Annotated in this window: 14 protein-coding genes and 1 tRNA gene; 11 read left to right on the top strand and 4 right to left on the bottom strand. The window is 65.3% G+C overall.

Annotation, left to right across the window (positions count from 1 at the left end):
- Positions 1-98 precede the first annotated feature (98 nt).
- From ACX12D_RS12810 to ACX12D_RS12800, 3 genes are all read left to right on the top strand, one after another.
- Positions 99-2,150 (top strand): sodium:solute symporter family protein, encoded by a 2,052-nt coding sequence (locus ACX12D_RS12810; protein ID WP_459371401.1) that lies wholly within the window; start codon positions 99-101, stop codon positions 2,148-2,150.
- Positions 2,151-2,212: 62 nt separating this feature from the next.
- Positions 2,213-2,302 (top strand) — tRNA-Ser (locus tag ACX12D_RS12805).
- Positions 2,303-2,811: 509 nt separating this feature from the next.
- Positions 2,812-3,192: a DUF5594 family protein gene (locus ACX12D_RS12800; RefSeq protein ID WP_459371400.1), complete on the top strand. Its 381-nt coding sequence runs from the start codon at positions 2,812-2,814 to the stop codon at positions 3,190-3,192.
- A 21-nt stretch (positions 3,193-3,213) separates the two neighbouring features.
- Here the strand turns inward: ACX12D_RS12800 and ACX12D_RS12795 are convergent, their stop codons facing one another.
- On the bottom strand, positions 3,214-4,026 hold the full coding sequence (locus tag ACX12D_RS12795) for an IclR family transcriptional regulator (RefSeq protein ID WP_459371399.1): 813 nt from the start codon (positions 4,024-4,026) through the stop codon (positions 3,214-3,216).
- On the bottom strand, positions 4,026-4,808 hold the full coding sequence (locus tag ACX12D_RS12790; protein WP_459371398.1) for an IclR family transcriptional regulator: 783 nt from the start codon (positions 4,806-4,808) through the stop codon (positions 4,026-4,028). The genes ACX12D_RS12795 and ACX12D_RS12790 overlap by 1 nt, the downstream gene beginning before the upstream one ends.
- Before the next feature lie 204 nt (positions 4,809-5,012).
- Here ACX12D_RS12790 and ACX12D_RS12785 point away from each other — a divergent pair, with 204 nt between their 5' ends.
- The 6 genes from ACX12D_RS12785 to ACX12D_RS12760 all read left to right on the top strand — a co-directional run bounded on the left by ACX12D_RS12785 (position 5,013) and on the right by ACX12D_RS12760 (position 9,639).
- A complete protein-coding gene (locus ACX12D_RS12785) occupies positions 5,013-6,170 on the top strand; it encodes an acyl-CoA dehydrogenase family protein (protein WP_459371397.1) in 1,158 nt (385 codons plus the stop codon).
- 65 nt (positions 6,171-6,235) lie between these two features.
- Entirely contained in the window at positions 6,236-7,213 is a 978-nt protein-coding gene (locus tag ACX12D_RS12780) for a Bug family tripartite tricarboxylate transporter substrate binding protein (protein ID WP_459371396.1), read from the top strand.
- A 170-nt stretch (positions 7,214-7,383) separates the two neighbouring features.
- Complete coding sequence (locus ACX12D_RS12775; protein WP_459371395.1) at positions 7,384-8,625, top strand: CaiB/BaiF CoA transferase family protein; 1,242 nt, start codon at positions 7,384-7,386, stop codon at positions 8,623-8,625.
- An 82-nt stretch (positions 8,626-8,707) separates the two neighbouring features.
- Positions 8,708-8,911 (top strand): hypothetical protein, encoded by a 204-nt coding sequence (locus tag ACX12D_RS12770; RefSeq protein WP_459371394.1) that lies wholly within the window; start codon positions 8,708-8,710, stop codon positions 8,909-8,911.
- Positions 8,912-9,000: 89 nt separating this feature from the next.
- Positions 9,001-9,222: a hypothetical protein gene (locus ACX12D_RS12765; protein WP_253927639.1), complete on the top strand. Its 222-nt coding sequence runs from the start codon at positions 9,001-9,003 to the stop codon at positions 9,220-9,222.
- 132 nt (positions 9,223-9,354) lie between these two features.
- Complete coding sequence (locus tag ACX12D_RS12760; RefSeq protein WP_043347757.1) at positions 9,355-9,639, top strand: hypothetical protein; 285 nt, start codon at positions 9,355-9,357, stop codon at positions 9,637-9,639.
- A 116-nt stretch (positions 9,640-9,755) separates the two neighbouring features.
- Here ACX12D_RS12760 and ACX12D_RS12755 read toward each other — a convergent pair whose 3' ends face one another.
- Positions 9,756-11,027: a serine hydrolase domain-containing protein gene (locus ACX12D_RS12755; protein ID WP_459371393.1), complete on the bottom strand. Its 1,272-nt coding sequence runs from the start codon at positions 11,025-11,027 to the stop codon at positions 9,756-9,758.
- Positions 11,028-11,245: 218 nt separating this feature from the next.
- Between ACX12D_RS12755 and ACX12D_RS12750 the strand changes: the two genes are divergently transcribed.
- Positions 11,246-11,473 (top strand): hypothetical protein, encoded by a 228-nt coding sequence (locus ACX12D_RS12750; RefSeq protein WP_441640388.1) that lies wholly within the window; start codon positions 11,246-11,248, stop codon positions 11,471-11,473.
- 128 nt (positions 11,474-11,601) lie between these two features.
- Positions 11,602-11,886: a hypothetical protein gene (locus tag ACX12D_RS12745; protein ID WP_043347749.1), complete on the top strand. Its 285-nt coding sequence runs from the start codon at positions 11,602-11,604 to the stop codon at positions 11,884-11,886.
- Between the two features lie 303 nt (positions 11,887-12,189).
- Here the strand turns inward: ACX12D_RS12745 and ACX12D_RS12740 are convergent, their stop codons facing one another.
- Positions 12,190-12,576 carry a hypothetical protein gene (locus ACX12D_RS12740; protein WP_441640389.1) on the bottom strand — a complete coding sequence of 129 codons (387 nt, stop codon included), beginning with the start codon at positions 12,574-12,576 and terminating at the stop codon, positions 12,190-12,192.
- Between the last annotated feature and the right edge of the window lie 137 nt (positions 12,577-12,713).

The raw sequence follows: 12,713 nt of genomic DNA, 5'->3' as shown, positions 1-12,713 counted from the left end.
GATAGCGCGATAGCGCGGTCATCCGCCCCTGCCGGCACGCCTTGCGCGTGCCGGCAGGTAGCTTGCTCGCCCAACCCGGCTGCCCAACCACTGCTCCCATGCCTGATGAACAGTCGCGCTTTCGCCGACGGCTGCTGCTGTACTACGGCTTGTTCACGATAGGCCTGTTTGTCTTTATCGGCATGATGGGCCTGCTGGAGCATTCCAGCGGCGACGCCCTCTGGCTCGGTTACGTCTTCCTGTTCGTCACCATCGCCATCTATGCGTGCATCGGGCTGATCTGCCGCACCTCCGACCTCAACGAATATTACGTAGCTGGCCGGCGCGTGCCCGCGCTGTTCAACGGCATGGCGATCGCGGCCGACTGGATGAGCGCGGCATCCTTCATCGGCCTGGCCGGCATCCTGTTCGCGTCGGGCTACGAAGGCCTGGCCTACGTGATGGGCTGGACCGGCGGCTATTGCCTGGTCGCGTTCCTGCTCGCGCCCTACCTGCGCAAGTACGGCGGCTACACCATCCCCGACTTCCTCGCCGCGCGCTATGGCAATGGCAAGCTCGGCGGCAACATGCCGGTGCGCGCGATCGCCGTGATAGCGGCTTCGCTATGTTCGTTCGTCTATCTGGTGGCGCAGATCCAGGGGGTAGGGCTGATCGTCACGCGCTTTATCGGCGTGGAGTTCGCCGTCGGCGTGTTCTTCGGCCTGGCCGGCATCCTGGTGTGCTCCTTCCTTGGCGGCATGCGCGCGGTAACCTGGACCCAGGTCGCGCAATACATCATGTTGATCGCGGCGTTCCTGGTCACGGTCTCGATGATCGCGTGGAAGCACCATCATCAAGCGCTGCCGCAGCTGAGCTACGGCACGCTGCTGCAGCAGCTCGACACGCGCGAGCGCAGCATCGAGCGCGACCCGGCCGAGCAGGCCGTGCGCGAGTACTACCGCCAGCAGGCCATCCAGATGCAGGACCGTATCTCGCGGCTGCCGCAATCGTTCGATGACGAGCGCAATGCGCTGTCCGCGCGCTTGCAGGAGCTACGCTTGCGTAACGCCCCGCTGCGCGAGATCAAGACGGTGGAGCGCGAGCGGGTCGAGTTTCCGCGTGACATAGCGACGGCCCAGCAGCAATGGAACCAGCAGCGCGAAGAAGCTCTGGCGCGCAGCCAGCCTTCCACGCCGTCGACCGAGCCCTATCCGTCGCCCTCGGAGGCGGAGCGCAAGACCAAGCGGCTGAACTTCGTGTTGCTGGTGTTCTGCCTGATGCTGGGCACCGCCAGCCTGCCACACATCCTGACGCGGCTCTACACCACACCCTCGGTGAAGGAGTCGCGCAACTCGGTGGCGTGGGCGGTGTTCTTCATCGCGCTGCTCTATGTCTCCGCGCCCGCGCTCGCGGCGCTGGTCAAGTACGAATTCTTCCAGCACCTGGTTGGCACGCCATACGCGGAACTGCCGCAGTGGGTGGTGCAATGGCGCAAGGTCGATCCGCCGGTATTCGGCATTCGCGATGTGAACGGCGACGGCATCGTGCAATGGGCGGAGATCCTCATCCAGCCCGACATGATCGTGCTGGCCGCACCGGAAATCGCAGGCTTGCCCTATGTCGTCTCGGGGCTGGTTGCCGCCGGCGCGCTGGCGGCGGCGCTGTCCACCGCCGACGGCTTGCTGCTCACCATTGCCAATGCGCTGTCGCACGACGTTTTCTATCACATGGTCGACCGCACCGCGAGTCACCAGCGGCGTGTCACCACCGCCAAGATCGTGCTGCTGGGCGTGGCCCTGTTTGCCTCTTACGTCACCTCGCTGCGTCCCGGCAATATTCTCTTTCTCGTCGGCGCAGCCTTCTCGCTGGCCGCGTCCAGTTTTTTCCCCGTGCTGGTGCTGGCGATCTTCTGGCGCCGCACCACGGCTGCGGGCGCGGTGGCGGGCATGGTGGCCGGACTCGGCGTGGCGGTCTACTATATCTTCGTCAACTACCCGTTCTTTACCCGCATGACCGGCATTTTCGGCAATCGCTGGTTCGGCGTGGACCCGATCGCTTCCGGCGCATTCGGCGTGCCAGCCGGCTTTGCCGTGGCCATCCTGGTCAGCCTGCTGACGCCGCGCAACGCCCCGGTGATCGACCGTCTCGTGACGTACTTGCGACGCGGATAGGGCCTTCGATCATGAAACACTAGATTTGCGAAACAACACTCTGATATACTCGCGGACTTGCTGGAGAGATGGATGAGTGGTTTAAGTCGCACGCCTGGAAAGCGTGTATAGGTTAATACCTATCCGGGGTTCGAATCCCCGTCTCTCCGCCAGAACAACGGAAAAAGCCCTTGATATTCAAGGGCTTTTTCTATTTCCGGGGCAGGTTCAGGGGCAGCGCGCGCGTCTTGCGCCCTGGCACGGGCGGATTCCCCACGCATAAAAAAAGCACCTGTAACAGGTGCTTTTTTATTTCCCGCGGTTGAACGGGGAAGGGGGGAGGGGACCGAACCGGGTCGGCAAACTCATTGGGATCCGGTTCGGACTTGCAAGCCTAATCGGCTTGCTCGATCTCACTGCCATGCTGGCCAGAGGATCATCTGCCACTTACCTTCGCTTTGCTACTGCGTGTCTCAGTCGGCAGGACTCCAGTATAGGTCAGCAGAAGTCGGGGTCAACCTGAGTTTAATGGCGGGATGCTGGTGCTTCTCATGGACGGCTTTTGCCGGCGGGCCATCGTGCTTGTGAGCTCTGCTGCACGTGGTGATACACGCGTATTCCCGATGCCGTCGCGGCAAACGCGCCGTGCTACGATCGATAAAAAATCGGGATGAGACACATAGTGAGCCAGGACATTGCAGCGCGTTTCGATGCAGAGTTTGCCCCGCGGATTGCGCAGACGATCGCGGATTTATTCAAGCGCCGCATTCACGTCGAGGTGGTGCCGGACGAGAGGTCCGGCCGCGCCGCGCGCGTCCGCCTTTCCGGCGAGCCGTTCGATGAGCCGCGGCGGTTCGCGCAGCAGCTGAACGTCTACCTGTCGTGGGACAGCCTCGAGGTGGAAGCGCTGTTCGCTGCCGGTGGCGCGGAAAAATTCGAGCACTATCTCGCGGCCCTGCCGGGCAAGATGCGCGCGTGGCAAACGCCCCGGCAGATCGATTTCGGGACGCGCTCGCAGGCAGACACTACCGTGCTGCTCGGCGGGCTGGATTTCGAGCATTGAGACCGAGCTGTTCGGGCGATCTCACCGCATGCCCTGCAGCCTCTCCACGTTTCGCACCAGATCCATCAGCCCCGGCGCGACTTCCCGCTCGCGCGCGGCGAATGGCTTGGCTTGTGCCGATACCCCGCAGTTGAAGATCAGCCATTGCGAATCCACCGGCCGGAACAGCGGCACGGCAAAGGCATGGACATCGCTGCGCCATTCGCCACGGTTCACGCAGTAGCCCTTGGCCTCGAAATCCTGCCGCAGGCGGGAGAGTTGTGGCTGGAAGCGCAGGAAGGCATCGGGGTCCTGGAGGCGCAGGCGATTGAGCACGCTTTCGCGCTCTTCGGCGGGTGCCTTGCATAGCCAGGCCTTGCCGATGGCGGTGGTGAGCATGGGCAGAGCGGCGCCGATGTCCGGCGTCACGACAAGGCTGTCGGTGGAGCGGGCGGTCTCCACATAGATCATCTGCGTGCGGTCGCGCATGCCTAGCGATACCGCGCCGCCGACACGGTCGGCGAGCTCTTTCATCAGCGGCCGGGCGATCTGGCGGATATGCATGCTGGCCAGCAGCGGATAGCCGAGCGAGAGCACGGGCGCACCGAGCCGGTACTTGGCTTGCGTGGCGTCGCGGCGCAGGTAGCCGAGCACGGTCAGCGTGTGCGTGAGCCTTGCCACGGCTGATCTCGACTGGCCGGTGCGTTGCGCAAACTCCTTGTTGCCGAGCAGGGATTCGCCAGGACGGTAGGCCAGCAGGATATCGATGCCGTGCGCGAGCGTGGTGGCGAACTGGCGGTCGCCGGTGTCGCGCTCGTCGGCCACGGGCGTGCCGGGTGATGGCGCCGATGCCATCACGCGATCCCCAGCGACGTTTCCACGCGCCGCACCATCCGCAGCAGACGCGGCCCCATTTCGCGTTCGAGCTTTCGTGGCGTCATTCTGCCGGCTGGCGCCCCGCAATTGAAGACCAGCACCTCACCGTCGATCTCGGCACGCATTGGCACGGCCACGGCATGCACATCGCGCTGCCATTCCCCGCGCGACAGGCAAAAGCCGAGCGTGGCGAAATCGTGCGCCGCGGCTTCCAGCGCGGCGGCGTGCGCCTGCCATTGCGCGGCGTCGCTGGCGCGTAGCGCCGCCAGCACCGGCTCGCGCTCGTCGGGGGATGCCTGGCACAGCCAGGCGCGTCCGATGGCGGTGGGGAGCATGGGCAGCGATGCGCCGATATCGGGCCGGAAGGCGATGGCGTCGTGCCCGCGGCTGGTTTCCACGTAGACCATTTGCAGCCGGTCGCGCAGGCCGAGCGAGACCGAGCCGCCCACTTCGTCGGCGAGCTGCTTCATCAGCGGGCGCGCAAGCTGCCTGACCTTGAGGCTGGCTAGCAGCGGGTAGCCAAGCGAGAGCGCGGTGGAGCCCAGCCGGTAGCGGCGCAGATCGGTGTCGTAGCGCAACAGGCCGCGCGCCGCCAGCGTGTATGTCAGGCGGCTGATGGTGGCCTTGGACAGCCCGGTGCGCTCCGCCAGTTGCTTGTTGCTCATGACCGGCTCGCCCACGCGAAAGCACTGCAGCAGCGCTAGCCCGTGCGCCAGCGTGGTGGCGAAGGCGGGGTCCGGATGATGGGGGCGGGGCGGCATCTGGCGTGGGAGAAAAGCGGTTCAAAGGCGGCGCATGGGCTGCATCGCAGGGCCGGGTACGCATTCATCATAGCCATTGCCGGGCATTCCGGGCACGCTTCGCGTTCAAGATAGCGAAACTTCGATCCGCTTTTCAGGCACGGGTTGCTACGCTGGTTTCCACGCAGCCGATCTCGGCCGCACTTACCGGATGGAGCAAGACCGATGATCAGGGAACCGGACGCCTTTCAAGCCTTCCTGGCCGAATTGCGGCGTTTCGTGCGCGAGCGGCTGGTGCCGCGCGAGGCCGAGGTGGCCGCGCTCGATGCCATACCCGATGCGTTGGTAAAGGAAATGGCCGAACTGGGCCTGTTCGGCTTTTCGATTCCCGAGGCGTACGGCGGCGCCGGCATGACAACCGAGGAACTCGTGCTGGCGGCGCTGGAGTTGTCCCAGTGCTCGGTGGCCTTCCGCGCGCGGGTGGGCACCAATACCGGCATTGGCTCGGAGGCGCTGGTGGCGGATGGCACGCCGGAGCAGAAGCGCCGCTACCTGCCTTTGCTCGCCAGTGGCGAGCTGACCGGCTCGTTCGCGCTGACCGAGCCGGAGGCCGGCTCGGATGCCACGGCGCTGACGACTTCCGCGCGGCGCGACGGCGATCACTATGTGCTCAACGGCACCAAGTGCTTCATCACCAATGCGCCCATTGCGGGCTTGTTCACCGTGATGGCGCGTACCGATCCCGCGCGCAGCGGGGCCGCCGGCATCTCGGCGTTTATCGTGGAGCGCGGCACGCCGGGCCTGAGCACAGGGCAGCCGTATCGCAAGATGGGGCAAGAGGGCTCGCCGGTCTCGGAGGTGCACTTCAACGATTGCCGCGTGCCCGGCGCCAACCTGATCGGGGGCGAGGAAGGGCAGGGATTTCGCACGGCGATGAAGGTGCTCAACAAGCAGCGCATCCATCTGGCGGCACTGTGCACCGGGCCGGCCATCCGCATGCTGGACGAAGCGATCCGCTTCGTCACCGGGCGCCGGCAGTTCGGCCAGCCGCTGGCGGAGTTCCAGCTGGTGCAGGCGATGATCGCCGATTGCCAGACCGAGATCTTTGCTGCGCGCGCGCTGATCATGGAAACGGCGCGCCAGCGCGATCGCGGCGAAGACGTGACCATGCAAGCCTCGATGTGCAAGTACTTCGCCTCCGAGATGTGCGGGCGCGTGGCGGATCGCTGCGTGCAGATGTTTGGCGGCTACGGCTATATCGCGGACTTCGGCATCGAGCGCTTCTATCGCGACGTACGCTTGTTCCGCCTGTACGAGGGCACCAGCCAGATCCACCAGCTCAATATCGCCAAGCGCACGCTGGCGCAGGCCGCGGCGAGCTGATCACGAAAGTGCAGAACAGCCGCCGGCCAACTTGCCAGGCGGCGTCATTGCGTCAAGGAGACACCATGTTGAAAACCTGGCTTACCGCGGGCTCCGTCCTGCTGACCCTGCTTGGGCTTGTGCAACCGGCGCTGGCCGAGGCAAGCTATCCCGCCAAGGTGATCCGCCTGGTCGTGCCGTTCCCGCCGGGCGGGTCCACCGACACGCTGGCGCGCTTGCTGGCCGAGCAATTGAAGGAAGAACTCGGCCAGACCGTGGTTGTCGAGAACAAGGCTGGCGCTGGCGGCAATATCGGCGGCGATGCGGTGGCCAAGGCTGCGCCCGATGGCTACACGCTGCTGCTGGCCGCGGCCGGTCCCACGGTGATCAACCCCAGCCTTTACGCGCGCATGTCCTATGACCCCCTGCGAGACCTCGCACCGGTCACGATGCTGGCGCGCGAGCACAACCTGATGGCGGTCAACCCGTCGGTGCCGGCGCACAACCTCAAGGAGTTCATCGCCTATGCCAAGAGCAAGCCCGGGCAGCTCAGCTTTGGTTCGCCGGGTAACGGCACCACGGCGCAACTCGCGGGCGAATTGCTGAACCAGTCCGCCGGCATCAAGCTGCAGCACGTGCCGTACAAAGGCAGCGGCCCGGCGGTGGCCGACCTGATCGCGGGGCATATCACGCTGATGATCGACAACATGCCGGCGTTGCTGCCGTTTGTGCAATCGGGCCGCCTTCGTGCCCTGGCGGTGGCCAGCGACAAGCGCGCCAGCGCCTTGCCCGATGTGCCGACGGTCGAGGAGGCCGGGCTCCGGGGCTATGTGGTGACCGCGTGGAAGGGGCTGATGGCGCCGGCTGGCACGCCGCGCCCGATCATTGCCAAGCTGCATGATGCGACCGTGAAGATCCTGGGCAAGCCGCAGATTCGCAAGCGCCTGGTGGACCTCGGCGCGGAGCCGGTAGGCAACACGCCCGAGCAGTTCGCCGCACTGATCCGCAGCGATACGGCGTGGTGGGCCGCGCTGGTGAAGTCGACCGGCACCACGCTCGACTAAGAGGCCATTTCCAAAAGATGCTGGCGTCGTTGCGCGGCCTTGGCCGCACCACTTGTACTGTCTGCGGCCGCGCGCCTAGCCAGAACCGCTTCGCTTCATTTTGAAACAGCCTCTAAGCACGCTGCCCTGAGCCTATTTCCATCACGCCAGCACATCACCTGGGCACCCGCATGAACCACATAGATCAAGACGCGCGCGCCGCGCAGCAGAACGGCCCGCTCGCCGGCGTGCGCATCCTCGACATGGCCACGGTAGTCGCCGCGCCATTTGCCAGCACGCTGTGCGCGGACATGGGCGCGGACGTCGTCAAGCTCGAGTTGCCCGATGGCACCGATCCGTTGCGCGGGCTCGCGCCGGTGAAGGGCGATCTGCCGCTGTACTGGAAGGTCACCAATCGCGGCAAGCGCGGCATCACGCTGGATGTGCGCAAGCCGGAAGGACGCGCGCTGTTCCTCAAGATGCTGCCGCGGTTCGATGTGCTGGTAGAGAATTTCCGCACTGGCACGCTGGACCGCTGGGGCCTCGACGCCGAGACCTTGCGCGCGGCCAATCCGCGCCTGACGATCCTGCGCCTGACCGGTTTTGGCCAGACCGGGCCGCATGCGGGGCGAGCCGGCTTTGCGCGCGTGTTTGAGGCGATGAGCGGGTTCACCAACCTGGCGGGCGATCCGTCGGGCTCACCCATGCACATGAACTATCCGATGGGCGACATGGTGGCCGGCCTGTTCGGCGCGTTCTCGATTGCGGCCGCCGTGGCCGACAGCCGGCGCGCGCACATGCATGGCAACGAGGCGCGCGCCCGCGAGATCGACCTGTCGGCCACCGAGGCACTGTTGCGCTTGCTGGAGCCACTGGCCGTGGAGTACGAGCAACTGGGGCAGGTGCGCCAGCGCGCGGGCAATCGCGCCACTTACACCGCGCCATCGAATATGTACGCTACCGCGGACAGACAGTGGGTTTCGCTCGTCGCGTCATCGGACCCGATCTTCCGCCGGCTCTGCCATGCCATCGGCGAACCTGCCATGGCCGACGATCCGCGCTATGCCAGCAACCCGGCGCGCGTGTGCCATCTCGATGCGCTCGACGCCATCGTCAAGACCTGGTTTGCCGCGCATGACTACGAAGCCGTGGCGCGGGCGCTGGGCGCGCATGAGATCCCGTTCAGCAAGATCTTCACCATTGTCGATATCCTGGAGGATCCGCATTTCCAGGCGCGCGGCGCGGTCGTCCGTTTGCCCGACCCCGATCTCGGCTCGATTCCCGCGCCCTGCATGGTGCCGAGGTTTTCCGGCCATGCGCCACCGGCGCCCCGCAGCGGCCCCGCGGTGGGCGAGCACAACGCGGCGTTCTACGCCGAGCTTGGCCTGACGCCGGCCGATCTGGAAACGCTGCGCGAACTGCAGGTGGTCTGACAAGCGCGGCATGCCGGCGCTGCGGCAGCCTCATGCGCAACTCGTGCTACAGTGGCCCGATCCGACTCTCCGGAGGAGCATCATGGCTAAGGATTCCACGCCGCATCTTCAGGCAATTGTCCAGACAGCGCCGCAGGCCGGGCGCTATGTGTGGGTGATCACGCTGGTCGACTTCGCTGCGCAGATGATCAAACGCACCATTGTTTCGGACGATACCTTCACCACCTCGGACGCGGCGCGCGTGGCTGGCGACGCGCAGCTCAAGGCGATGGCGGCGGACAAGTAGCCGCTACGCGCGCCATGGGAAAGCGCAGCGTTGACACTGCCGGCGCGCAGCGGCCCGCTTGCTGACCGCATGCGCAAGGCGCGGGAGCGATGATGAGCATGTGCGAGGCCTGTGCGCAGATACGGCCCGGCTCGACCGGTGGCACGGGGCATCCCCGGCTGCTTCTGACGGATACGCAGCGCATCAAGCCGCGTGGCCAGCCCGCGATCACCTTTGCCACTTACACCTGTGCCGATTGCGGCTGCCGCTGGCGCCATGAGAGCGACAAGAACGGCAAGGGGCCGGGTTGGTCGATACAGCCGGCAGACTGACGCGGCCTGAAATACGCGGCCTGAATTTGCCTGAAAGCATTCCCGCCACCGCCTGGCAACAGGGCGGGGCGAATCCGTGGAGGCGCGGCGCTGGCCGCATCCACCCATCCATCATCGACAGGGGAGCGCAAGTTGGACACTGGACCTTTCACCCGCTACAAAGGCTTCGATCTCTACCCGCTGATCTATCGTCACCAGGCGGAACGTACCTGGCCCGAGCGCCGGCCGGATCGCAGCTTCAACGCGTCGGTGGTGATCTGCCGCGAGGGGCATGAGCCGGGAACCGAGCGCTCGCGCGTGTTTCGCCTTAGCGCCGCGCCCTGGGACAATATCGGCACCGCCCGCCGCGGCGCCGTGAAGTTCGGCGAGGACATCATCAACGGCCTGGTGCCGGGCGAGTCAGTTGCTGCGCTGTAGGGTACTGTAGGGCGCCATGGGGTGCGGTCAGGTGCGGCAGCCACGGCAGCCGCGGCGGCGGCGGGCGGCCACCGCGGCGCTTCATCATGGCGTTATGGCGTTATGGCGTCACGGCATCACGGTGTCATGGCGCTGTACACCGTGTTCCGGAACCACGCGCGGTAATACTCGCGCTGCCCCGGCGCCTGCATCATCCAGATTGCCACGGTCTTCTCCTTCGGGTCGACCCAGAAGTAGGTGCCCCCGACCCCGCCCCAGTAGTAGTCCCCGACCGATCCCGGCGTGGCCGATTCACCGGTGCCCGTGCGTGTGCCGAAGCCCAGGCCAAAGCCATAGCCCGGTCCCGGCAGGTAGGCCGCGCCGCGCGCCAGGGAGCGGGGACCGATGATGCCAAGGTGGTCGGCCGTCATGTAGGCGACCGTCTTGGGCGATAGCAGGCGCACCCCGTCAATCTCGCCGCCATTGAGCAGCATCTGGGCAAAGCGGAAGTAGTCGGCCGCGGTCGACACCAGGCCGCCGCCGCCCGATTCAAGCTTCGGGGCGCGGCGTACGTCGATCAGCCCGACCGGCACCTTGCTGTCGGGATCGACGGCAAAGGGCTCCGCAATGCGGCCTTGTTGCGCCGGCGGAACCCAGAAACCGGTGTCCTTCATCCGCAACGGCGTAAAGATCCGCTGCTGCAGATGCGTGGCCAGGGTCTGGCCCGACACGCGCTCGAGCAGGGCGCCCAGGACATCGGTGGAGCGGCTGTATTCCCAAGTGGTGCCGGGCTGGAACTGCAGCGGCACCTTGGCGAGACGCGCGATGAACTCGGTATTGCTTTGCTCGGTGGCATCCACGTCAAGCCGCTTGTATTCTTCCTTGACAAGCGACTTGCCGAACACGCCGTAGGTCAGGCCAGAAGTGTGGCGCAGCAGGTCCTGCACGGTCATTTCGCGCTGGGCGGGCACCAGTTCGAGCACGGGCTTGCCGGCAGCGTCGGTCTTCTCCACGCCAACGCGCAGGTCCTTGAGCTCGGGCAGGTACTTCGACACCGGGTCGGCCAGCTGGATGCGGCCGTCCTCGACCATCATCATGACTGCCACCGAGACGATCGGCTTGCTCATCGAGTAGATGCGGAATATCGAGTCCGGGCGCATCGGCACCTTACCCGCCGCGTCCTGCCAGCCAATGGTCTGCGTGTTGACGATGCTGCCGTTGCGGGCCACCAGGTACACGGCGCCCGGAATGCGCCCTTGCGCGACATCGGCACGCACGCGTGCGCTCATGCTGTCCAGTTGCGTGGCGGAGAAGCCGGTCGTGAGCGGCGCGGTATCTTGCGTGTTGGCCGGGGCCGCGCAGGCGGCCAGCAGTGCGACCGCCAGCGCCGGCAAAGTGCTACGTATCATTTGTCTCATCCTTTGTCTTATCGTTGTCTTGGCAATGTCTTATCGATGCAGCATCGGTGTGGCACCGATGTGGCATCGGGAAGGGCTCGATTGCGGCAAAAGCAGTGCGATCATGGCATGCAGCGTGGCGCGCGTGTATCGAGGCTCACCCGGATCGGGCCGCGCGCCATGCTACGATCCCGACAAATTACGATCCCGACAAATCATCGGAGGTGAAGATGGCAAAACACGTGTTCACTCGCAGCCAGTACCTGGCCATCCTCAATGAAAGCCTCAAGAACGACCCGAGGTGGAAGCCAGGCATGGCCTTTGTTTTTCATCCGCTGGGCGCGGACGAAGCCAGCGCGACCGGTGTCGGATGCACCGGCCCCGACGAGGCGTTTCCCGTCTATGCGGAGATCGAGCGGGTGGCGGCGGATTTGATCGAGGTGAGGGAGGCGCGGTAGGGGACTGGCGCGGTGACGCCATGCAGTGCCGGCCAGGCATGCATCGCGTCATGTGCACGTCGGAATGGCGGGCTCTCCCGCCGACCTGCGTACAATACCGCCCCAGACAGACTCTAGCGGAACAAGCCGTGAAAAAGACCGACCTCGAAAAGAACAAAGCGTTGAAGCTCGCAAACAGCCTGAAGCTGTCCGCCGCAGTCCGTGCCGGCCGTGATACCGGCCCGGCCAAGGTCGATCGCCGCGAACAGCGCCGGCTCGACCAGGAACAAGGCCTGGTGCCGTTTGCGTGCAAGCTGGATGCCGAACTGGTGAAGCGCCTGCAGGCACTGGCACCGGCACATGCCGGTGGCATGAGCGGCCTGCTGAAAGAAGCGCTGGAACGCGGCCTGCCGCAGGAAGACGCGGCAGCCTGATTGCAGCGCGCCGGGCCGGGTGGCCATGAAGCACTGATTTGTGCTTTTTTGTCCACGCGAACGCAGTGGCATGCAGGACCGTAGCAAACAGAAGCAAGCAAAACGCCCGCTGGGTTTCAGCGGGCGTTTTGCTTTTGCGGACTTGCGGACTTGTCACCCGGATGCCGTTCCCGTGTCAGCGAGGGCAGGGGCTTAGTGCCCGGCGAGGCACGCCTGGGCGAAGGAACGGAGCGGCCGCGGGGACCGCTCCAGGGACCACGGCCTGTGCTGGCCGTCATCGCCTCGGGGTGGTGCAAAGGGCGCTCAGTCCTCTTCGCCTTCTTCCGAGTCGAGGAAGTCGCGGCGAAGCATCCAGTTTTCGATGGCTTCATCGCAGATCTTCTTGAGCTTCTGCTTTTCCGGCACTTTGTCGAACAGCTCAAAGTTCACCAGCGCGATGCCGGCGTCGGAGATGTAGAACAGGCGGCCGGGCTCCTCGTAATGCACGATGCGCCCGTCGATGCCGCTTTCCTCGCTGTCGACCGGCATGTCTTCCAGCTCCACCACCCGGCAGGTGAAGCGGGGCGCGCGGGTGTGGGTCAGATATTCAAATTCGTCATGCATGACCTCGCCGCCCTTGGGCGTAAAGATCGCGAAGCCCCAGATAAAGCGGGGCATCGGCAGATCGGACAGATCATCAATCTCGTCCATGGTGTTCTCCCTGATTCGATAACCCGCATTATCGCTCGGCCAGGGCACAAGCACCAAAATGTTCTGGCGATGACCTGCTTGCGGCCTACTTGACCGCGTGGCAGTTGGCGTAGGCCGGCGGCGCGCTGTGGTTTCCT

The sequence above is a fragment of the Cupriavidus sp. PET2-C1 genome, assembly GCF_054515855.1.
The sequence above is the reverse complement of the archived record's forward strand: the minus strand, read 5'-3'. Positions and strand labels throughout refer to the sequence as shown.